Consider the following 20,687-nt stretch of genomic DNA (forward strand, 5'->3'; position numbering starts at 1 on the left):
AGGGCGGCCCCGGCGAGATCGAGGTCGGCGTCCGGCAGCCGCGCCGTGAGCCGTCCGGCGACGGCCGCGCCCCGCAGGTCGACGCGTCCGCCCGCCGCGTCGACGTGCAGCGTCCCGTCCGCGCGCACGTCCCGGAGGGCGAGCCGGCGGCCCACCCGGAGCGGGCCGAGGTAGGCCGGGCCGTGGAAGCGGGCCCCCTCGAACCCGGCGGCCCCGCCGCAGGCCGCCCCCCGGAACGAGACGGCCCGGCGGAACCGGGCGCCGCGGAAGGCGGCGTCGCCGTCGAACCGCGCCCCGTCGAACACCGCGAACCCGCCGAACTCCGCGGCCAGGAACGACGCGTCCGCGCCGAACCTGGCGTCGCCGAACAGCGCGTCGCTGCCCGCGTGGACGTGGTCGAACGCGCCGTGGCCCCGCACCCGCGCGTCGTGCATCGAGAACTCCTGGGCGAACCGCGCCTCCCGGAACGAGACGTGGCGGGTGAACCGGGCGCCGAAGAACGAGGCGAGGCGATCGAACCGGGCCCGGTCGAAGGTCGCGTCACCGGTGAAGACGACGCCGGCGAAGCGCGCCTCGCCGGTGAAGACCGCGCGGTCGAACCGGGCACGCCCCGGACGCCGCTCCACCCGGTCGAGGATCCGCGCGAGCAGGTCCTCGTCCACGACCGTGCCACGCAGGTCGAGGCCACGGCCGGGGGCCAGCCCGCGCATCGCGGCCTCCGTCTCGGCCCGCTCCAGGTGCGCCAGGCACCGGCCGTACGGCTCCAGGGCGACGCCGACGCAGGCCGCCGAGGCGTCGCACGTCCGCCAGCCGACATCGAGCACCGCGATCGTCATCAGGGGCGTCATGGCAACGTCTTACCCAATGTCACGTATGCGCCCGCTAAACCGTGATCGAAGAGTGACCGTGGGTAGCCGGAGGGCGGGGTGTCGTCCCTGGGCGGCCGCGGGCGTCGTGACCCCGGGAGTGTCCGGCCCGGGGTCAGGGGGTGCGGTGTCACGCTCGCGGGCAGCCGTGGGCGCTTTGACCCCGGGAGTGTCCGGCCCGGGGGTCGGGTGCGGTGTCACGCTCGCGGGCGGTCCGGCCCCCGGCGGTCAGGCGGTGCGCCGGAGCTTCACCACGGTGTCCGCGCGCGTCCCGTTCCGGCCGTCGGGGGCGGTCGCCTCCCGGGTCACGAGTTCCTCGGTCTCGACCCGCCACCGGGCGGGATCGACGTCGAGGGCGCCGATCACGTCGGCCGTGGTGGGGAAGTCGTAGTGGACGTGCGGGTCGTCCACGAACGAGGGCCACCCGGCGTGGCCGACGACGAGGAGCACCCCGCCCGGGGCCACCGCGGCGGCCGCCCGGCGCAGGATCCCCGCCCGCTCGCCCTCCGCCTCTACAGGGGAGTGCAGGTACGCGGCCGACACCAGGTCGAAGGTCCCCACCGGGAACGACCGCGCCAGGTCGTGCCGCTGCCAGTCGATCAGCCCGGCAACCCCCTCCTCCGCCGCCCGGGCCTCGGCCCGCCCCAGCGCGACGGCGGAGATGTCGGCGGCGGTGACGCGCCAGCCCCGGTGGGCCAGCCAGATCGCGTCGCCGCCCTCTCCGCATCCGAGGTCCAGCGCGGTCGCGGGCGGCAGCGGCGAGACCTCCCGCACCAGGAGCTCGTTGGGCCGGCCGCTCCAGTGCTGCTCCCGCTCGCGGTAGAAGTCCTCCCAGAAATCCTCCGCGGCGGCGCCGGTCTCCGTCATGGGCTCGTCCTCCCTGTCACCTGTGTCCCGTGCAGGGAGAAGACTGCACCCGCCCCCGGCGGGCCGACAAAGAATTTTGCCGCCACGGCAAAACCGGTGACGCTGGGTCAGGTGAGAAGGGCGGGGGCGAGCGCCCGAAGGTGGTCGAGCTGCGCCTCGACCGTGCCGGCCAGCGGCTGCACGCACACGTGGTCCGCCCCGGCCTCGTGGTGGGCCCGCACCCGGGCGGCGATCGCCTCCTCGTCGCCCCAGGCGACGATCGCGTCCACGAGCGCGTCGCTGCCGCCGTCCCTGAGGTCGTCGTCGGAGAAGCCGAGCTCCAGCAGGTTCCTGGTGTAGTTGGGCATGGCCAGGTACGCCGCGGCGTAGTCACGGGCGATCTCGCGGGCGGCCGACGGGTCGGTCTCGAGCACCACGGCCTGCTCGGGCGCGAGGACCGGCCCGGGGCCGAGGATCTCGCGGGCGCGGGCCGTGTGCTCGGGGGTGACGAAGTACGGGTGCGCGCCCTGCGCGCGCCGGGCGGCCAGTTCGAGCATCTTGCCGCGCAGCGCCGCGAGCAGCCGGGGCGGCGTCTCGGCGATGGGCGCGGCGAACGTCGACCGGTCCATGGCGTCGAGGTAGTCGCGCATGAAGGAGTACGGAGAGCTGTAGTCGTGGCCCCGGCTGGTGACGAGCGGGGCGTGGCTCACGCCCAGCCCGAGCACGAACCGCCCGCCCCACGCCTCCGACAGCGTCCGGGCGGCGTTGGCGGAGGCCACCGCGTCCCGCGCGTACACGTTGGCGATGCCGGTCGCCACCTGCAGCCGCTCGGTGGCCGACAGCAGCAGCGCCGCGTGCGTGAACGCCTCCCTGCCGGACGGCGTCTCGCCCACCCACAGCGCCGGGTAGCCCAGCCGTTCGATCTCCCCGGCGGCGCCGCGCACCTGGTCGGCGGGCGCCGCGGCCAGTGAGGCCAACCACACGCCCGTACGGCCGAGGCGCCGCTTCAGCTCGGACGGTTCGGCGGGGGACGGCTGAGTCGGCTCGGCCATGCGCTGCTCCCTTGTCTGTAGGTGTCTCCGGTTCCGGCGGCCCCAGGCGTGCCGACCGGTGGGCCCTCGCCCGTCTTCCCGGGAGGTCCCGCGCCGCGGGCGGACCGGCGCCTGCCCGCGCGCCCGGCGTCCCGTTCGTACGGCGGTCCCGGCGTACGCGTGTCGTCCGGGCGTCGTCCGGCCCTCGTCTAGGCCATGCCCGCCCGGGCCGGAGCCACACCCGGGCCGTGGCGCTGGGACGTCACCGTCACGTAAGGTTCGGCCCGCCCCCGCCGGTCTACCGTCCCCGCATGGACATCGACGTGGTGCTGCCGTGCCTCGACGAGGAGGCCGCCCTGCCCTGGGTGCTCGGACGGATGCCGGACGGCTTCCGTCCCCTCGTGGTGGACAACGGCTCGACGGACCGTTCGGCGGAGATCGCCGCCGCCCTGGGCGCGCGGGTGGTCCACGAGCCGCGGCAGGGGTTCGGCGCTGCGTGTCACGCCGGGCTCCTGGCCGCCACCGCCCCGGTCGTGTGCTTCATGGACGCCGACGCGTCGCTGGACCCCCGGCAGCTGCCCCGGGTCGCCGGGCCCGTCCTGGCGGGGGAGGCCGACCTGGTGCTGGGCCGCCGGGTGCCGCGTCCGCGCTCCGCGTGGCCCGCGCACGCCCGGATGGGCAACGCCGTGCTGGCCGCCCGTCTGCGCCGCCGCGCGGGCGTCCCGCTGCGCGACCTCGGGCCGATGCGGGCCTGCCGGCGGGCGGAGGCGCTGGCGCTCGATGTGGCGGACCGCCGGTCCGGCTACCCGCTGGAGATGGTCCTGCGGGCGGCGGAGGCGGGCTGGCGGGTGCGCGAGACCGAGGTCGACTACCTGCCCCGGGCCGGCCGGTCGAAGGTCACGGGCACCCTTCGCGGCACCGTGCTCGCCGTGCGGGACATGCGGCGCGTCATGGCGGAGGCGGCGAGGTGAGGGTGCTGCTGACCGGCTCGGCCGGGTTCATCGGGAGCCACGTCGCCGAGGAGCTCGCGGCGTCCGGGCACGAGGTCGTGGGCCTCGACGTCCGGGAGGGCGCGGACGTGCGCGACGAGGCCGCCGTGGACCGGCTGACGGCGGGCGTGGACGCGGTGGTCCACCAGGCGGCCCGGGTCGGGCTCGGGGTCGACGTGTCCGACCTCCCCTCGTACGCCTCGATCAACGTGTACGGCACGGCCGTCCTGCTGGCCGCGATGGCCCGGCACGGCGTCGGCCGCCTGGTGCTCGCGTCCTCGATGGTCGTGTACGGGGAGGGCGCCTACGCGTGTCCCGGGCACGGGCCCGTGCGCCCCGGCCCACGCGAGCCCCGCGACCTGGACCTGGGGCTGTTCGAACCGCGCTGCCCGCGCTGCGGGTCGCCGCTCGCGCCCGCGGTCATCCGTGAGGACGCGCCCGCCGACCCGCGCAACGCCTACGCCACCACCAAGCTCGCCCAGGAGCATCTCGCGGCCGGCTGGGCGCGGGAGACGGGCGGCGTGGCCGTGGCCCTGCGCTACCACAACGTCTACGGCCCCCGGATGCCCAGGGACACGCCGTACTCGGGGGTGGCGGCGATCTTCCGCTCGGCCCTGGAGGCGGGGCGCGCCCCGCGCGTCTTCGAGGACGGCGGGCAGCGGCGCGACTTCGTGCACGTCCGCGACGTCGCCCGGGCCAACGCGGCGGCGCTCGCCGCCGGGGCGGAGGGCCGGTTGACCGCCTACAACGTCGCCAGCGGGGAGCCGCGCACCGTCGGGGAGATGGCCGCGGCGCTCGCGGCGTCGCGCGGCGGCCCCATCCCGGTCGTCACCGGCGAGTACCGTCTCGGGGACGTGCGGCACATCGTCGCCTCGCCGGACAGGGCGCGGGCGGAGCTCGGCTTTCGGGCCCGGATCGGCTTCGCCGAGGGCATGCGCGAGTTCGCCGGCGCCCCTCTCGGCTGACGCCGGGGCGCGTCCCCGGGGGTCGGCTCACCACGGGGAGACGACCAGGGCCTGCAGGAGCAGCCCGGTGACCGCCTGGGCCAGCAGCCACCGGTCCCAGCGGGCGGCCGTCCCCGCGTCGTCCCGGTGGCCGCCGGCGAACGCCCCGGCCAGGCCCACCCAGAGGGCGAACGGGAGCCAGATGCGCTCCACCTCGCCCCGCGTCACCCCGCTGACGTCGAGCGCCAGCACGGCGGCGACGGCGGCGGCCACCGCGACCGCGACCCGGGGCGGGACGCGCCCGGCCAGGCCCGCCGCCGTGGCCGGGCCGGTCACCAGCGCCAGCACCGCCAGATCGCCCACGAGGAAGTAGAGGTAGGGCCGCGCCGCTCCCGGGTCGGCGGCCCACTCGGCGTGCGTGGCGATCACCCCGGCGGGCCAGAGGAAGCCGGCCCACGCGAACGCCGCGGTCACCGCCGCCGCCCCCGCGAGGGCGGCGGCGAGCGCGGCCCGGGGTGGACGGACGGCGACCGCCACCGCTGCGGGGATCAGCAGGTAGGGGACGAGCCCGTAGCTCAGGTACGGCAGGCTCCCCAGGAGCAGTCCTGCGGCGAGCCCGCCCGCGGCGCCCGCGACGCGCCCCCGGCCGAGGACGAGGAGGACGACCCCCCAGGCCCCGGCCGCCGCGAAGAGGGCGTCCATGCTCGTGGCGATCCAGACCGACGCCGGGACGAGCGCGAGATAGGGCAGCGCGCGGCGGGCCGCGTCCTGCCCGGCCAGCCGGCGGACCGTGAGCGCGACCGCCGTCCCGGCCGAGCACCCGGCGGCCACCACGACCACGGCCGCCCACAGCGGCCCGCGCAGGCCGGCCGCGTCCAGCGCCCACACCACCAGGACCGGCAGCGGGGGGTGCCCCCGCACATGCGTGGGGTACGCCGGCAGGTCGCGGGTGAACGCGGCCAGCCACCGCAGCGGGTGACCGTCCACCGCGGGCAGCACGGCCAGGTACTCCTCCTTGTGCGTGAACGGCGCCGCCAGCCCGTCGCCGGACACGGCCAGCAGCACGGTCCACGCGAGCGCGCACGCGTACGCCGCGAGGAGCGCCGTGCCGAACCGCGTCCGGGCCGTCAGACGCGGCAGGAACCGCACGGCGGCGGCCCCGAACGCGGCGGGCGCGAGCAGCCCGGCGCCGGGCGCTCGCACGTGCCCGTGGAGCGGCGGCAGGTAATCGATCCGGATCACGCCGAGCGCGAGCAGGATCCCCCCGGCCGCGAACGACCCGGCGACGAGCAGCGCCCACACCGCGAGCGCCCGCCGTACGGGGGGATCGAGCAGCGCCCACGCGGCCGCCGCCCGCCGAAGGGGGGAGGCGGACGGCCGGCGGACGGGGTGAGAACTTCGGTTCAGCGTGAGCACACCTTCACGCTAGGCGTGACCTGGCCTTCCTCCGAGGCCCTTCAGCAGTTCGTAAGATCTGGGCGCATCCCGCGGCCCTATCGTCGGGGCCATGAAGATCGTGAGTTCGAGCGGCTCCGGGGCGGTCGGCGCGCAGATCGTGGTCATCGCCAAGGAACCGGTGGCGGGGCGGGTCAAGACCCGCCTCACCCCGCCGTTCACGCCCGCCGAGGCCGCGGGCCTGGCCGCGGCGGCCCTGGAGGACACCCTGCGGGCCGCGCTCGGCACCGGGGTCCGGCACACGGTCCTCGCGCTGGAGGGGCTGCCCGGCTCCTGGCTCCCGCCGGGCTGCGTGGTGATCCCGCAGCGCGGCGCCGGGCTGGACGAGCGGATCGCCTGGGCCATGGCGGACGCCCACCGGCTGCATCCGCTGCCCACGGTGCTCGTCGGCATGGACACCCCGCAGGTCACCCCCGCGCTGCTGCGCGGCGCGGCCGGCGCCCTCGCCAGGCACGACGCGGTGTACGGCCCGGCCGCCGACGGCGGGTTCTGGCTGCTCGGCCTGCGCCGCCCGGCTCCGTCGGCACTGATCGGCGCACCCATGTCGAGGCCCGACACCGGGCAGGCCGTCCTGGCGCGGCTGCGCGCGGCCGGACTGGACGTCGCCATGCTTCCCGAGCTGACCGACGTCGACACCGCCGCCGACGCCGCGACCGTGGCGGCCGAGGCGCCGCACTCCCGGTTCGCCGCGTCGCTCGCCGCCGTGGGCGGCCTGGCCGGGGCGGTCGCTCCGCGGTGATGGGAGAGCTCTACGCGGAGTCGCTGACCGGCGCGGCGACCGAGATCGAGTACGCCGACGGGACCCGCCGCCCGCTGGAGTCGGCCCGGTGGCTGGAGCCGATCGACGGCGACGAGGCCGTCCTGGCCCGCTGCGCCGCCCCCACCCTCGACGTGGGATCCGGGCCCGGGCGGCTCACCGCCGCGCTGGCGCGCCGGAACGTGCCCGCCCTGGGCATCGACATCACCCCGCACGCCGTCCGCCTCACCCGCAGGGCCGGCGGCTTCGCCCTGGTCCGCGACGTCTTCGACCAGGTCCCGCGCAGCGGCCGGTGGGCCACGGTGCTCCTCGCCGACGGCAACATCGGCATCGGCGGCCACCCGCTGGCCCTGCTGCGCCGGGCGGGCGAGCTGGCCCGGCCCGGCGGCGAGGTGCTGGCCGAGCTCGAACCGCCCGGCACCGCCAGCAGGGTCGACCGGGTACGGCTGCGCCGGGGGCCCGCGCGGGGCGAGTGGTTCGGCTGGGCCCAGGTGTCCGTCAGCGACATCGCCCGCCTGGGGGCGGCCGCCGGCTTCGCCTCCGTCGAGCCCTGGCGGCAGGCGGGGCGGTGGTTCGCCACCCTCCGGACACATGCGTGAGTTGTGAAGGTTCCGCGCATTTCATTGATCACCGATGGGAAGCTCACTACGGTCGCACCGTTGATCGTTCCGGATGGGAGCTGACGATGGTGCGACGCGGACTGGCCCTGCTCGTGGCGGGGACCCTCCTGGCGGGGGTGAGCGCGCCCCCCGGTCGTCCGGCGCGGCCCGTGGGAGACGGATGGTGAAGGTCGCTCCGGCTCCCGGCCGCCCGTCCACGTCGATCGTGCCGCCGTGCGCGTCCAGCACCTCGCTCACGAGAGCCAGGCCGATGCCGAGACCTCCGGTGTGAGGTGTTCCCGCATGTCTGGCCAGCAGGCGCTCGCCGTCACGCGGGTCCAGCCCCACGCCGTCGTCCCGCACACTGAGCTGGACCGTCTCGGGACCCGAACAGACGGTCAGCCAGATGTGCCCACCCGGGGACGTGTGGCGCAGCGCGTTGTCCAGGAGCGCGGAGATCACCCGGCGCAGCGCCGGCTGCGCTCCCCGCACGACGTGATCGCCGGGACCCCGCCTCAGGCCGATCGTCACTCCGCGCTGCTCGGCGCGGGCCTCCTCGGCGCGGGCCGACTCCTCGGCCAGCGCGGCCAGGTCCGCGGGCCCGAACGACCGGCGGCGCTGCCTGAGCTGGGCCGACAGCAGCAGGTCCTCGATCACCTCGCCCAGTTGCCCGATGCCGGTGACCAGCTGGTCGACGTCGCCGGCGACGAGAAGCGGATCCGGTTCCCGGCGCAGGCGCCGCGCGGCGAGCTGCGCGCGGACGTGCAGGCGGGTGAGCGGGGTGCGCAGTTCGTGGCCGACGTCGGCGGCGAACCGGCGCTGCCGGTGGAGGGCTTCGCCCAGCGGCGCGATGGCCCGGCGGGCGAGGATCTGCCCGATCAGCAGCGCCGCCAGCAGGGCCGCGAGCTCCGCCCCGCAGAGCGTGCGCAGCAGCCTCCGCCGCTCGGCGATGGGGAAGTACAGGTCCCTCACCGCCTGCACCGGCACGCCCTCGCGCCGTTCCGTACGGATCAGGTACGTGTGCCCGCCGGCCTCCACGACGTCGACCCGGGTGCGGCCGTCGGCGGCGACCCGGTCGAGTGTCTCGCGAACGGGCAGGCTCCGCGGCGCCCCCGGAGAACGCCGTACGGTGGTCTCCCGTAGTTCGAACAGCCAGACGCACGGCGGCGGTTGGCTGATCGAGGCCGACTGCGCGGCCACGGCCAGATCGCGCCGGGCAGTGGTGTCCTGGTCGTCGACGACCACCCAGTAGACCAGCGTGCCCAGGAGCGCGATCGCCAGCGAGAACACGGCCGCCACCTGCGCGGTGATCCGGCGGCGGGTCCGGATCAGCAGGCGCCGCCCCGGGTCGGGTGATCGCCTGGTCGTCACAGCTCGCCCAGGCGGTACCCCACGCCCCGTACGGTGCGCACGACGCAGGGCCCCAGCTTGCTGCGCAGATAGTAGACGTAGGTGTCCACGATCGAGTCGGTCCTGGCGCCGTCGAACACCCGCTGCAACAGCGAGGCACGCGTGTGCACCTGCCGGGGGCGGGCCGCCAGCGCGTGGAGCAGCCGGCACTCCTGGCCGGACAGCGTCACCTGTTCGCCGGACGGCAGCCGCACGGTGCAGGACGCGGAGTCGAGCCAGCCGGCGCCGACGGGCAGCAGCGCGGCCCGGTCCAGGTTCCTGCGGTGCAGGGCGCGCACCCTGGCCAGCAGTTCGTCGATCTCGAACGGCTTGACCAGGTAGTCCTCGGCACCCGCGTCGAGTCCGGTGACACGGTCGGCGAGGGCGCCGAAGGCGGTGAGCAGCAGCACCGGCACGGTGACCGCCCGGCGGCGCAGCGTCCTCAGCAGGTCGAGACCGTCGACCACGGGGAGCCCGCGATCGATGATCATCGCGTCGTAGTCGCGGCTCAGCCCCAGATGCAGGCCTCGCTGGCCCTCCAGCGCCAGGTCGACCGTGTATCCCTCGCCGGTGAACACGCCGGCCAGCATGTCTCCCAGCTCGCGGTCGTCCTCCACGAGCAGCAGGCGACGGGAGCGCGGTTCGGACGTCCCCGGTATCCGTGCCACCGAACAACCGTGGCACCCAGTTCTGGAAATTTCCAGATTTCAGCCTGCTTGCGGCGCCTTGCCCGGGCATTCAGCGCGTTCACCGGCTGTGACCTGAAACTAGATGAAAGTTAATCCAACCTGTCTCCCGCGTCCGTCCGTCATGAGCCCCCGGAGCGGGCGCCGCCGGAGAAGTGGCGCTCGCACAGCCGCAGCCGCCGCGCGTCCCACACCATGTACGTCCCGAGGACGAGCTGCACGAGGCTGCGCCACAGGCCCTCCCAGTCGTCTCTGACGCGCATGAACAGCAACGTCAGGCGCCGTCCCGGCCCGTGCCGCGCCACTCCCAGAGGGGTGAGGAGGCACGGTCCCCGGTTGGGCAGGGACCGGGTGTGGGAGGCGGTGGAGTCGAGCCGGCGCGCACGGAGGGTCTCCCGGACCGCGACCCGCAGCGCGAGCGGCGCGAGCCGCGACGCCGGGCAGGGCCGGTTCGCGGGCATGCCGAACGGAATGTGGTTGAGCTCCCGCATCGGGGCGTGGCCGGGTGCGAAGCGTGCGGGGTCGAAACGCTCGGGATCGGGGAAGCCCGCGCGATGGAACGCGGGGTAGTCGAAGCACAGCACCGAGCCGGCCGGGATCGTGCCCCCCTCTCCGAGAGGGATGTCGCCGGTGGTGACGCGGTGCGCGATGCCGAAGAGCGGGTAGAGCCGCAGCGTCTCCGCGATCACCTGGTCCAGGTAGCGGTCGTCGCCGTCACGCGCCCTGGCCTGTACGTCCGGATGTCGGGCGAGGGCCATCAGCACGTGGGCCGCGGCCTCCGACATCTGCACGACGGCGGTGTTGAAGAAGGCGCCCTGGAGATACAGGGCCTGCTCCCGGGCCGTCAGCCCCGCCGGGAGCTCGTGCCGGACGCGGGGCAGCGACTCGGCCAGATACGCGGTCAGCCGGTCGCGCCGGTCCATGTGCCGCAGGCCGCAGCACTTCAGGGCGGTCACGACGTCGTCCGCGTTGCCGACGATCAGGTCCCGCGCGTCCGGCGGGCAGGGCTCGCCGAACACGAGCTCGTAGGAGAACTCTGCCCACACCGGCATCATCAGGTCGCGCAGCCGGACCACCCCCCGGCTGTCCCGAAGCGCCCGGGCGACGCAGCGGCGGGTGAGCTCCTCCACCCGGGCCCGCGGCACGGACAGGACGCGACGGGTGACCAGGGCGACGGCGTCGTACCGCTCTCCGGCCTCCAGGTGCTCCTGGTGCATCTCGGGCCCCGGCGACAGCCAGTACCAGAACAGGTCGGACAGGGCGGCGCCCCGGCTGCGGCCGGAGGCCGCCGGGTGGGAGTAGACCTCCCTGAACCGGTCCACGCCGATCAGGTCGCCGGGGACCGGAATGCTCTCGTCGCCGTTGACTCTCGTGAACACCCATCCGCGCAGCGCGACGACCCGCCCGGGGAGCCACCGGGGGACGCCGATGACGAGAGCGGCCGCCGCCACCACCAGGGCCACCGGCCCCGCCGTCAGCACGGCCGCACCAGGTCCGGTCCGAGGTCGTGCACCGAGGCGACGCCGCACAGGGTGAGCGTGTGCTCGACGTCTTCGCGGAGCAGCCCGAGCACGCGGGCCACGCCGCGCTCGCCGCCGGCCGCCAGGCCCCAGATCACCGGGCGGCCGACCGCGACCGCGGACGCGCCCAGCGCCAGCGCCTTCACCACGTCCGGGCCGCGCCGGATCCCTCCGTCCACCAGCACCGGTACGGCCCCGGCGACGGCGGCCACGATCTCCGGCAGCAGATCGACGGCGGCCGGGACGGTGTCGAGCTGCCGTCCGCCGTGGTTCGAGACGTACAGCGCCGACACGCCGTGGTCGAGGGCGAGGCGCGCGTCGGCCGGATGGGTGACGCCCTTGAGCACGATCGGCAGCCTCGTCATCCGCCTGAGCAGGTCGACGTGCTCCCAGGAGATCTCCGGCGACATGACGATCGGCCGCACCAGGCCGCCGTCCGGGTCGCCGGGGTCGCCGTCGCGCATGTTCTCGCAGCGCATGCCCTCCGGCAGGTCGTCGAAGCCGTTGCGCAGGTCCCGGTCCCGGCGTCCCCGGGCGGGGGAGTCCACGGTGACGACGAGCGCCGCGCATCCGGCCGCCTCGGCCCGGCGGACGATCGCCTCGGTGAAGGCCATGTCCGGCTGGACGTAGAGCTGGAACCACAGGGTGGCGCCCGGCGCCGCGGCCGCGACGTCCTCGACGGCCACCGTCGCGGCCATGCTCACGATCATGATGGTGCCCGCACCGGCCGCCGCGCGCGCCGTGGCCCGCTCGCCCTCCGGATCGGCCAGCCGGTGGAACGCGGTCGGCGCCACCAGCACCGGCATGGCCACGGGACTGCCGAGCAGGGTGACCCCCATCCGCGGGCTCCCCGCGCCGCGCAGGACGCGCGGCAGCAGCGCGAGCCGGGCGAACGCCGCCTCGTTGGCCCGTACGGTGATCTCCTGGCCGGCGCCGCCGGCGAAGTAGTCGTAGTGTGCGGGGTCCAGCCGCTCCCGGGCCGCCGCCTCGAACTCCCGGATGGTCCGCGGCACTGACGCCTCCCTCACTGCGGTGGGTGAAGGTTCACCAGTGTCGGCCGGAATTCTCAGAGATCGATCAGACCGCCGAGGACGGGTACTGCTCCAGGAGGGCCCGCTTGTCCGGTTTGCCGCTGGCCGCGACCGGGACGGCGGACACCGTCCTGATCGTCCGGGGGACGCTGTCCGCGCCGAGATCGGCGCGGACCAGCTCCGCCAGGGCGGCGGGATCCGGGGTGCGGCCCGGGGCCGGGACGACGAACGCGTGGACCGCCTCCCCGGTCCGCTCGTCCGGCGCTCCGGTCACGTACGCCTCGGCCACGTCCGGGTGGCCGGCCAGCACCCGTTCGACGGGACCGGCGTACACGACGATCGCGTTGACCATGATCACGTCTCTGGTCCGGCCGGTCAGGTACAGCAGGCCGGCGTCGTCGAGGTGACCGAGGTCGCGGGTGCGCAGCCAGCCGTCCCGCAGCACGTCGCGGGTCTCCTCCGGCTGGTCCCAGTAGCCCGCCATCAGGAAGGGGCTGCGGACGTGGATCTCGCCGGTGCGTCCCGCGGCGACCGGGCGGCCGTCCTCGTCGCGCACGCTGATCTCGGCGCTCGGATGTGGGCGGCCGACCGGTACGGGAGCGTGGTCCGGCAACCGGGCGAGGTCACCGGGAGCGAGCATGGAGATCACGCCGGCCTCGGTCGCCCCGTATCCCACGTAGACCACGGGGCCCAGCCGGTCCACCGCCTCACGCAGCCGATGCCGGCTGACGGGGGATCCGGAGACCGTCAGCGCGCGCAGGGTGCCGACGTCGACGGGGTCCTCGCGGAGCAGGTCGAGCATCGCGTACAGCCGGGGCACGGCCGCGATGGCGCCGGTGATCCGGTACCGCTCGATCGCGTACGGGAACAGCGGCCGGTCGTCCTCATCGGGGATCACCGCGGTGCCGCCGCCGAGCAGGCACGACGCCAGGAAGTCCAGCACCACCAGGCTGGACAGGGTGCCGAACAGCAGGTAGCGCCGGAAGGACTCGGCGAAGCCGGGCGCGATGGACGACCAGGCGCGATGGCAGGACCAGTGCGCGGCGAGAGCCCGGTAGGTGAGCGCGCAGCCCTTCGGCCGGCCCGTGCTGCCGCTGGTGAAGGTCAGCAGGGCCACGTCGTCCGGGTGCGCCGAGACGGCCGGGAAGCGGCCGTCGCCGGGATGGGCCAGGAGGTCGGCCGCCCCGCCCACGCCGGGGGCGGGACCGGGCGACAGCACCGCGGCCGGTCCGGCGGCATGGAGCAACTCCGGTGTCGCCGTCGACCGGTCGAGAACCACGGCGTCGACTCCCGTGCCGAGCACCTGGGCGAGCTGGCCGGGCGTGTATCCGGGCCGTACCGCCACGACGCGGCAGCCCAGCACGTGCGCGGCCATCTGGGCGGCGAACGCCTCCGGAGAGACGCCGGTGCTCACGGCGACGCCCCGGCCGGGGCCGAGACCCACCTCGCGCATGGCGCAGGCCATGCGCCCGATGAGCTCCAGCAGCTCGCCCCGGGAGACGATCCCGGCGCCGTGTTCGAACGCGGGGGTGCCGGGCGAGCGTCGCAGCGCCTCCAGCAGCAGGTGCGGGAACGCCTCCGCGAACTGCCCGGCCGGTACGGCGGGGGGCTCGGCGCCCTCCTGGTGCGCGGCGCGCGTGACGGGATCGTGCATGTCCGGCTCCTTCGTCTCGCGAGGCACCCGGGCGACCGGGGTCGCGACGGCTGTCGCCGGACGACGGTAGACGGCACAGATCAGAGACGGATCAGAACGCCGCGGGAATCAGGAGTTCGGTCCCCTGCGCGAAACAGCCCCGGAGCGGACGCGGGAGTTCGAGGGCGCGCCCAAGGGAGTGGCCTCGGGGGCGGCCACTTCGAGGGACGCGGGCGGCCGGGGCTTCCCGGCGGTGGGCGCGAGCCGGGCTCGTCAGTCGAGCCGGCTGTTGAGGGTGATCCGGCACCGCCTGGTCCGCCGCCTGCACGACCCGATCTGGGTGTTCGTCTTCCCGCTGATGCTGATCGAGACGTTCTGGTCGCCCTTCACCGCCGTGGGGCTGTTGACCGAGGCGTAGTTCCGGTTTCCCCGGGCGTGCCCGCCGTTCCGGTTGCTCGCGTCGCCGCCCCCGCCCGGGCCCGGCTTGGCCTGGGCCGGCGCGGCCGTGAGGGCCCCGGCCGCGATCACGGTCAGGGCCGCCAGCGCGCAACGCGTGGAAAGGTGTGCCATGTCCCGCCCCCTCCCCGTCGGACGCCGCGCGGCGCCCGAACCGACACAGTGGGCATACCCATACGAACCGGTCGCGAAGGCCCTCGCGCGGCCGCCCCGGGGTGGACGGCCTGCTCCTCCTGCGGCGGCCCGGCCGAGCCGGGCCGCCGCGGGGCGAGATCCTGACGAGCGGAGACCGGCGGGGTCAGCCCGTGACGAGGTCGAACGACTCCCAGGGGCCGATCGCGTCGCGGTTGGCGATCAGGGCCGACGCGCCGGCGTTGTCGGCGCATGTCAGCCGAGGTGAGGGTCCGGCGCTCGCCGAGACGGTCCTCCGGTCGGACTCGCCGGCTCCTCGGGCGGGCTCCGCGAGCCGTGATCTCTTGCTTGACGCGCCTCGCCCGAGGATGCTGCTCCCACTGCACAAACGTTTTCGCGACAGGACAGGAACGGGGGACCGGATGGCGGAGCCGCCACGCCGCGTGCTGGTGACCGGCGCCGCGGGGCGGGTGGGCCGCGCCGTGCTCGGACTGCTCGCCCGGCAGGGCGTGGCGGCGAGCGCGCTCGACCTGCGCGACCCCGGCGACCTCGTGGCGGACCGGGTCGTCACCGGCCGTGCCGACGACCCGGCGGCGGTCCGCGCTGCCCTTGACGGCGTGGACGCGGTGATCCACCTGGCCGCCATCCCGGCCCCCACCCTGGGCACGCCGGAGGAGGTGTTCCTCGGGAACGCCGGGGGGACGTTCGTGGTCCTGGAGGAGGCGGGTGCGGCCGGAGTGCGCAGGGCCGCCGTCGCGAGCAGCTTCAGCGCGCTCGGACTGCCCTGGGCGGCGCGGGCCCTCCACCCGGCGTACGTGCCGGTGGACGAGGCGCTCCCGCTCCAGGTGGAGGACCCCTACGGGCTGTCGAAGCAGGTGGACGAGGCGACGGCCGCCATGATGGCCCGCCGCCACGGCATGACGGTGGTCGCGCTGCGCTACCCCCTGCTCGGCGCCCCCGGCGACCGGCTGGGCGCGCGGGCCGCCGACTACGCCGAGGACCCCGCGTCCGGCGCCCGTGAGCTGTGGACCTACCTCGACACCCGTGACGCGGCCCGGGCGGCGTGGCTCGCGATCGTCCGGCCGATCGAGGGCTTCCACGTCGTCTTCGCGACCGCGCCGGTGACGCTCGCCCCGCAGCCGACCGAGGACCTGCTCGCCCGCTTCCACCCGGGCGTCGAGCGCCGCGCCCCGATGCCCGGCAGGACGGCGCCCGTGGACCTGACCGCGGCGGGGACCCTGCTCGGCTTCGCCGCCGAGCACCTGTACGAGCCCGTTCCCGCCGGGGAGGCGTCGTGACCGGTCCGGTGCCCATGCCGGAGACCCAGGCCCCCTGGCCGGCCCGCGACGGCCTGCGCATCACCGGGGTCAGGGCCGTCGTGACGGCCCCCGAGGGCGTGCCGCTGGTCGTGGTCCGCGTCGACACCGGCGACCCCGGCCTGTACGGCCTGGGCTGCGCCACATTCACCCAGCGGTTCCACGCGGTGGCCGCCGCGGTCGACCATCACGTGGGGCCGATGCTGATCGGCCGGCACCCGGCCGACATCGAGGACATCACGCGGATGGTCCACCTGTCCTCCTACTGGCGCGGCGGCCCGGTGCTCAACAGCGCCCTGTCGGGCGTCGACCAGGCGCTGTGGGACATCGCCGGCAAGCGGGCCGGCATGCCGGTGTACGAGCTGCTCGGCGGCCGGGTGCGGGCGGCGGCCGACACCTACCTCCACGCGGGCGGGGCCACGGTGGAGGAGACGGTCGAGCGGGCCGCGGCGATCCTGGCGGCCGGCTACCGCAACGTCCGGCTGCAGACCGGCGGCCCCGGTCTCGGCACCTACGGGGCGCCCGGGTCGGCCGGCGGCCACCCCGGCTCGCCGTACCCGGACGGCTGGGACGTGCAGCGCTACCTGCGGGAGACCCCGAAGCTGTTCCAACGGGCCCGAAGCGAGCTGGGCGAGGAGCCCGGGCTCATGCACGACGTGCACTCCCGGCTCACGGTGAAGCAGGCCGTGGTGCTGGCCCGGGCGCTCGAGCCGTACCGGCTGTTCTTCCTGGAGGACCCGATCCCGCTGGAGCTGTACGATCGGCTGCCCGAGGTGCGCGAGGCGGCGCCGATGCCGATCGCGGTGGGGGAGCAGGTCGCGTCGGTCACGGACGCCGTCCGGCTGGTCAGGGACGGCGGGGTGGACCTGCTGCGCCTGCACGTCTCCGCGGTCGGCGGCCTCACCCCGGCCCGCAAGCTGGTCGCGCTGTGCGAGCTGACCGGTGTGGGCACGGCCTGGCACGCGCCCGCCGACGTGTCCCCGATCGGGGCCGCCGCCAACGTTGCCCTCGACGTCACCTCGCCCGCGTTCCAGATCCAGGAGGGGCACGTCTACCCCGACGCGGTGCACGAGGTCTTCCCTGGGACGATCGGCCCGGCCGGTGGGTACCTCTACCCGAACGAGCGGCCCGGCTGGGGGATCGACCTCGACGAGGCGCAGGCGGCGAAATACCCGCCGCTCACCCATCTGCACGAGCGGTGGGCGGCGCGGGTGCGGCGGCCGGACGGCGGGATCGAGGCGCCGTGACGCCGGAGCGAGGCGTCAGGCCGTGCGGCCGAGCAGGAGGTCCTTCACCTCGGTCGCGGCGACGCGGTCGCGGGCGGCGGACCGGTCGGAGCACAGCAGCACCGGCCCGTCCCGCGGGTCGCGGGGGAGCAGGCCGTGGGAGCCGCGCACGGCCCGGGCGCCGGCGTCGAGCCCGACGACGTCCATGAGGTACCGCATGCCGGCCTTCTTCCTGAGCAGGGCGAGGGCCGCCCGCCGCTTCGCCCGTCCCGGGCCGGCCGGGTCGAGGAACAGCTCGGCCGGGTCGTACCCGGGCTTGCGGTGGATCTCCACCAGCCGGGCGAAGTCGGGCGCGCGGGCGTCGTCGAGCCAGTAGTAGTAGGTGAACCAGGCGTCCGGCTCGGCCAGCAGCACCAGCTCGCCCGAGCGGGCGTGGCCGAGCCCGTGGGCCGCCTTCCCCTCCTCGTCGAGCACCTCAGCCACGCCGGGCAGGGCCGCGCACAGCTTCGCCACGGCCGGCACGTCGGCCCTGTCGCGCACGTACACGTGCGCCACCTGGTGGTCGGCGACGGCGAAGGCCCGGGAGGTCCACGGGTCGAGGTACTCCATCCCGGCCTGGGTGTGCACGTGGAGCAGTCCCTCGGCGCGCAGCAGCCGGTTGACGTCGACCGGCCGGGACACGTCGGTGATGCCGTACTCCGACAGCACCGTCACCGTCGTCCCCCGGTCGAGGGCGGCGTCCAGCAGCGGCGTCAGCACCCTGTCCAGCTCCGCGGCGGCCGCCGCCGAGCGGGGGCCGGACGGGCCGTACCGCTGCAGGTCGTAGTCGAGGTGCGGCACGTACGCGAGGGTGAGGTCGGGGCGGCGGGTCGCCATGACGTGCCGGGTCGCGTCGCAGATCCACGCCGAGGACGCGATGCCCGCCCCCGGCCCCCAGTAGGAGAACAGGGGGAACGGCGGCAGCTCGTCGTGCAGGTCCGCCGGGTGGGTGTAGCAGTCCGGATCCTTGCGGCCGTCGGCGTGGTAGACCGGCCGCGGGTCACGGTCCAGTCGACGTCGGCGCCCATGGCGTACCACCAGCAGACGTTGGCCACGGTGAAGCCGGGCCGCTCGCGCCGCGCGGCCTCCCAGATCTTCTCGCCGCCGACCAGCGCGTTGTGCTGGCGCCACAGCAGCACCTCGCCGAGGTCGCGGAAGTACCAGCCGTTGCCCACCACGCCGTGCCCGGACGGGGGCAGCCCGGTGAGGAACGTCGACTGGACCGGGCAGGTGACGGCGGGCAGGACGGTGCCGAGCTCCGCCTGGAACCCGGCGTCGGCGACGGCCCTCAGGCGGGGCATGTGCCGCAGCAGCCGGGGCGTCAGCCCGACCACGTCGAGCACGAGGTGCGGGGTCGTGGCGGTCATCGCGCTCCCAGGTGGCGTAGCTCGTCGCGGGCGAAGGCCAGCTCGGCGGCGATCCCCGCGGCCAGCTCCTCGGAGGTGCGGGGACGGTGCGCCGGCGGCAGCACCCCCCACGTGTACGTCTCGACGTCGTAGTGGTCGCAGGCCCCCTGCCCGACCAGCTCGGCCAGGGCCTGGCGGAGGACGTCCGTGGTGGCCGACAGCGGCGGCTCCGGCCGCATGTGCAGGGGCACGTGGTAGTGCACCCGCCACGGGGCCGGGAGCCCGGCCGCCAGCGCCTCGTCGAGGTCGTCGGCCGCGCCGCCGTCGGGCGTCCGCGTCTGGTGGAGGAAGCGCGGCTCGGCGTACTCGCGGAGCGCGGCCGGCTCGTCCGTCTCCAGGGCCGCCGACAGCTGGACCTTCACCACCGGCAGGCCCGCCTCCCGCAGCGTGCGCAGCGCGTCTGCCGGCCGCTCCCACGCGCACGCCAGGTGGGCCAGGTCGAGGCAGACGCCCAGCAGGCCGGTGTCCACCCCGGCCAGGCGGGCGGCGGCCTGCGCCGTCGTCTCCACCACGCAGCCGGGCTCGGGCTCGAAGCCCACCCTGATGACGCGCCCGGTGGCCGCCTCGATCCCGGCGAGCCGCTTGGCCAGCTCGTCGAGCCGCCTGGAGGCCCGCTCGGCCATGCCGGCGTCCCAGGGCTCGCGCCAGCCCAGCGGCAGCGTCGAGATCGAGCCGCGGGCCGCGTCGTCCGGCAGCAGGTCGGCCAGCACACGGGCCAGGTCGAGCGTGTACGACAGCCGTTCCCCTGTGGTCCAGTCGGGCCGGTAGACGGCGTGCTTGACGACCGGATCCTGGAACGACCGGTACGGGAAGCCGTTGAGCGTCACCACCTCCAGTCCCCGCACGTCCAGCTCGCGGCGCAGCCACCGGCGGCCGGAGGGGTCGGCGGCCAGCCCGGCGGCCACGGGCGCGGCCAGCCAGAGGCCGAGCCCGAGCACGCCGGCGTCCAGTCGCTCCCGCACGGGGACGGCGAACTCGTCGAGCTGGCCGACGACGCCGTGCAGGTCCTCCGCGGGATGCACGTTGGTGCAGTAGCCCAGGTGGAGGACGCGTCCGGCCGCGTCGCGCAGCCGCATCAGCTCCCCCCGCGCCGGATGGAGCTGCCCTGGAACGCCGGCTCGGGCTCGTCGGCCTCGGACAGGTCGAGCCGCCCCGACTGGCCGAAGAACTCCACGGGGTTGCGCCACATCACCCGGTCGACGTCGTCGGCGTCGAAGCCGGCGTCCAGCATGGCCCGGGCGGTCTCCAGCGTGAGCAGCGGATCGGAGTGGCCCCAGTCGGCCGCTGAGTTGACGAGCACGCGTTCCGGGCCGTGCCGGCGCAGGATCTCGACCATCCGGGGCGGGGACATCTTGGTCTCCGGGTAGATGGAGAACCCCATCCAGCACCCCGACTCCTTGACGATCTCCACGGTGAGCTCGTTGAGGTGGTCGACGAGGACCCGGCCCGGCGGGATGCCCGACTCCGCCGCCACGTCCAGGGTTCGGCGGGTGCCGCGCGCCTTGTCCCGGTGCGGCGTGTGCACCAGCGCCGGGAGGTCGTGCTCGATCGCGAGGGCCAGCTGCCGGGCGAACGCGTCGTCCTCCTCCGGCGTCATCGCGTCGTACCCGATCTCACCGACCGCGACGACGCCGTCCTTGTCGAGGTAGCGGGGGAGCAGGTCGAGCACCGGGCGGCAGCGCGGGTCGTTGGCCTCCTTCGGGTTCAGCGCGATCGTCGCGTGGTGGCGGATGCCGAACAGCCCCGCGCGGTACGGCTCCCACCCGAGCAGCGAGTCGAAGTAGTCGGCGAACGAGCCGGGGTTGGTGCGCGGCTGACCGAGCCAGAAGGCCGGCTCGACGACGGCGCGGACGCCGGCGGCCGCCATCCTCCGGTAGTCGTCGGTCGTGCGCGACGTCATGTGGATGTGCGGGTCGAAGATGCGCATCAGGCCTCCTTCTGCTGGGTCAGGCGGTCGAGCAGGGCGGCGGCGTCGGCGGGCACGGCCCGGCCCGCGGCGGCGCGCTCGGCGGCGAGCCCGGCGAGCATGACGGCGAGCTCGGCGTCGGCCCGGTCGTCGAGGCCGTGGACGCCGTCGAGCGGCACGCCGGTGAACACGCACTTCAGCACGGCCTGCCGCCACGCGGCCTGGTCCAGGTGCCGGGCGGACCGGCCGAGCGCGGCCCGCAGGAGCCGGGCGTCGTTGGTGCGGATCGCGTCCCGCAGCAGGGGCACGGCCTCGGCGCCGACCGGGAGCAGCGGCAGCGCCTTGAGCACGGCCAGCTTCTCGTCCGCCGTGCCCTCGGCGTACAGGGCGGCGACCCGCTCGGTCAGGTCCTCCGGCGGGAGCGCGGCGAGCAGCAGCGCGCGGGCGGCCTCGTCGGCCC

General features: G+C 75.6%; 19 protein-coding genes and 1 pseudogene. 6 read left to right on the plus strand and 14 right to left on the minus strand.

The annotated features are described in order from the left end of the window. From MPTA5024_RS37930 to MPTA5024_RS37940, 3 genes are all read right to left on the minus strand, one after another. On the minus strand, nt 1–848 hold an 848-nt coding region (locus MPTA5024_RS37930), incomplete at its 3' end, for a pentapeptide repeat-containing protein (RefSeq protein ID WP_198167661.1). A 246-nt stretch (nt 849–1,094) separates the two neighbouring features. After that, on the minus strand, nt 1,095–1,733 hold the full coding sequence (locus MPTA5024_RS37935; protein WP_036333322.1) for an SAM-dependent methyltransferase: 639 nt from the start codon (nt 1,731–1,733) through the stop codon (nt 1,095–1,097). Nucleotides 1,734–1,840: 107 nt separating this feature from the next. Continuing rightward, complete coding sequence (locus MPTA5024_RS37940; RefSeq protein ID WP_036333324.1) at nt 1,841–2,764, minus strand: LLM class F420-dependent oxidoreductase; 924 nt, start codon at nt 2,762–2,764, stop codon at nt 1,841–1,843. 290 nt (nt 2,765–3,054) lie between these two features. On the opposite strand from MPTA5024_RS37940, the gene MPTA5024_RS37945 reads away from it, so the two are divergent. Both MPTA5024_RS37945 and MPTA5024_RS37950 read left to right on the plus strand, forming a co-directional pair. Continuing rightward, a complete protein-coding gene (locus MPTA5024_RS37945; protein ID WP_036333326.1) occupies nt 3,055–3,714 on the plus strand; it encodes a glycosyltransferase family 2 protein in 660 nt (219 codons plus the stop codon). Beyond that, the gene (locus MPTA5024_RS37950) at nt 3,711–4,697 is read left to right on the plus strand and encodes an NAD-dependent epimerase/dehydratase family protein (RefSeq protein ID WP_036333328.1); all 987 of its coding nucleotides are present in this window, start codon (nt 3,711–3,713) and stop codon (nt 4,695–4,697) included. The genes MPTA5024_RS37945 and MPTA5024_RS37950 overlap by 4 nt, the downstream gene beginning before the upstream one ends. A gap of 27 nt (nt 4,698–4,724) precedes the next feature. Here the strand turns inward: MPTA5024_RS37950 and MPTA5024_RS37955 are convergent, their stop codons facing one another. After that, nucleotides 4,725–6,092 (minus strand): hypothetical protein, encoded by a 1,368-nt coding sequence (locus MPTA5024_RS37955; RefSeq protein WP_051459174.1) that lies wholly within the window; start codon nt 6,090–6,092, stop codon nt 4,725–4,727. Between the two features lie 91 nt (nt 6,093–6,183). Here MPTA5024_RS37955 and MPTA5024_RS37960 point away from each other — a divergent pair, with 91 nt between their 5' ends. Next, complete coding sequence (locus tag MPTA5024_RS37960) at nt 6,184–6,870, plus strand: TIGR04282 family arsenosugar biosynthesis glycosyltransferase (protein ID WP_051459175.1); 687 nt, start codon at nt 6,184–6,186, stop codon at nt 6,868–6,870. Then, on the plus strand, nt 6,870–7,487 hold the full coding sequence (locus MPTA5024_RS37965) for a class I SAM-dependent methyltransferase (protein ID WP_051459176.1): 618 nt from the start codon (nt 6,870–6,872) through the stop codon (nt 7,485–7,487). Before MPTA5024_RS37960 ends, MPTA5024_RS37965 begins: the two co-directional genes overlap by 1 nt. A gap of 21 nt (nt 7,488–7,508) precedes the next feature. Here MPTA5024_RS37965 and MPTA5024_RS37970 read toward each other — a convergent pair whose 3' ends face one another. The 6 genes from MPTA5024_RS37970 to MPTA5024_RS37995 all read right to left on the minus strand — a co-directional run bounded on the left by MPTA5024_RS37970 (nt 7,509) and on the right by MPTA5024_RS37995 (nt 14,316). After that, a complete protein-coding gene (locus MPTA5024_RS37970; protein WP_051459177.1) occupies nt 7,509–8,858 on the minus strand; it encodes a sensor histidine kinase in 1,350 nt (449 codons plus the stop codon). Further along, nucleotides 8,855–9,544 (minus strand): response regulator transcription factor, encoded by a 690-nt coding sequence (locus MPTA5024_RS37975; RefSeq protein WP_232326813.1) that lies wholly within the window; start codon nt 9,542–9,544, stop codon nt 8,855–8,857. Before MPTA5024_RS37975 ends, MPTA5024_RS37970 begins: the two co-directional genes overlap by 4 nt. Nucleotides 9,545–9,684: 140 nt before the next feature. After that, nucleotides 9,685–11,043 (minus strand): cytochrome P450, encoded by a 1,359-nt coding sequence (locus tag MPTA5024_RS37980; protein WP_036333331.1) that lies wholly within the window; start codon nt 11,041–11,043, stop codon nt 9,685–9,687. Then, nucleotides 11,037–12,095 carry an alpha-hydroxy acid oxidase gene (locus tag MPTA5024_RS37985; RefSeq protein ID WP_036333333.1) on the minus strand — a complete coding sequence of 353 codons (1,059 nt, stop codon included), beginning with the start codon at nt 12,093–12,095 and terminating at the stop codon, nt 11,037–11,039. Before MPTA5024_RS37985 ends, MPTA5024_RS37980 begins: the two co-directional genes overlap by 7 nt. 64 nt (nt 12,096–12,159) lie before the next feature. Then, nucleotides 12,160–13,767, minus strand: a complete 1,608-nt coding sequence (locus MPTA5024_RS37990; protein WP_084370343.1) for a class I adenylate-forming enzyme family protein — start codon at nt 13,765–13,767, stop codon at nt 12,160–12,162. 252 nt (nt 13,768–14,019) lie between these two features. Further along, nucleotides 14,020–14,316: a hypothetical protein gene (locus MPTA5024_RS37995; protein WP_036333335.1), complete on the minus strand. Its 297-nt coding sequence runs from the start codon at nt 14,314–14,316 to the stop codon at nt 14,020–14,022. Between the two features lie 440 nt (nt 14,317–14,756). Between MPTA5024_RS37995 and MPTA5024_RS38000 the strand changes: the two genes are divergently transcribed. Continuing rightward, a complete protein-coding gene (locus tag MPTA5024_RS38000; RefSeq protein WP_036333337.1) occupies nt 14,757–15,632 on the plus strand; it encodes an NAD-dependent epimerase/dehydratase family protein in 876 nt (291 codons plus the stop codon). Next, the gene (locus MPTA5024_RS38005; RefSeq protein WP_198167662.1) at nt 15,629–16,897 is read left to right on the plus strand and encodes an enolase C-terminal domain-like protein; all 1,269 of its coding nucleotides are present in this window, start codon (nt 15,629–15,631) and stop codon (nt 16,895–16,897) included. Before MPTA5024_RS38000 ends, MPTA5024_RS38005 begins: the two co-directional genes overlap by 4 nt. 15 nt (nt 16,898–16,912) lie before the next feature. Here the strand turns inward: MPTA5024_RS38005 and MPTA5024_RS38010 are convergent. The 4 genes and pseudogenes from MPTA5024_RS38010 to MPTA5024_RS38025 all read right to left on the minus strand — a co-directional run. Continuing rightward, nucleotides 16,913–18,282: pseudogene (locus MPTA5024_RS38010) on the minus strand (nucleotide pyrophosphatase/phosphodiesterase family protein). After that, nucleotides 18,279–19,397, minus strand: coding sequence for a metabolite traffic protein EboE (gene eboE, locus MPTA5024_RS38015; protein ID WP_036333340.1), 1,119 nt, complete (start codon nt 19,395–19,397; stop codon nt 18,279–18,281). Before eboE ends, MPTA5024_RS38010 begins: the two are co-directional and overlap by 4 nt. Next, a complete protein-coding gene (locus MPTA5024_RS38020; RefSeq protein ID WP_036333342.1) occupies nt 19,397–20,248 on the minus strand; it encodes a TatD family hydrolase in 852 nt (283 codons plus the stop codon). Before MPTA5024_RS38020 ends, eboE begins: the two co-directional genes overlap by 1 nt. After that, nucleotides 20,248–20,687: EboA domain-containing protein (locus MPTA5024_RS38025; RefSeq protein WP_036333736.1), on the minus strand; the 440-nt coding region annotated here is incomplete at its 5' end. The genes MPTA5024_RS38020 and MPTA5024_RS38025, both read right to left, overlap by 1 nt.

It is taken from the genome of Microbispora sp. ATCC PTA-5024, from assembly GCF_000511135.2.
In the GTDB taxonomy this organism is placed as follows: domain Bacteria; phylum Actinomycetota; class Actinomycetes; order Streptosporangiales; family Streptosporangiaceae; genus Microbispora; species Microbispora corallina.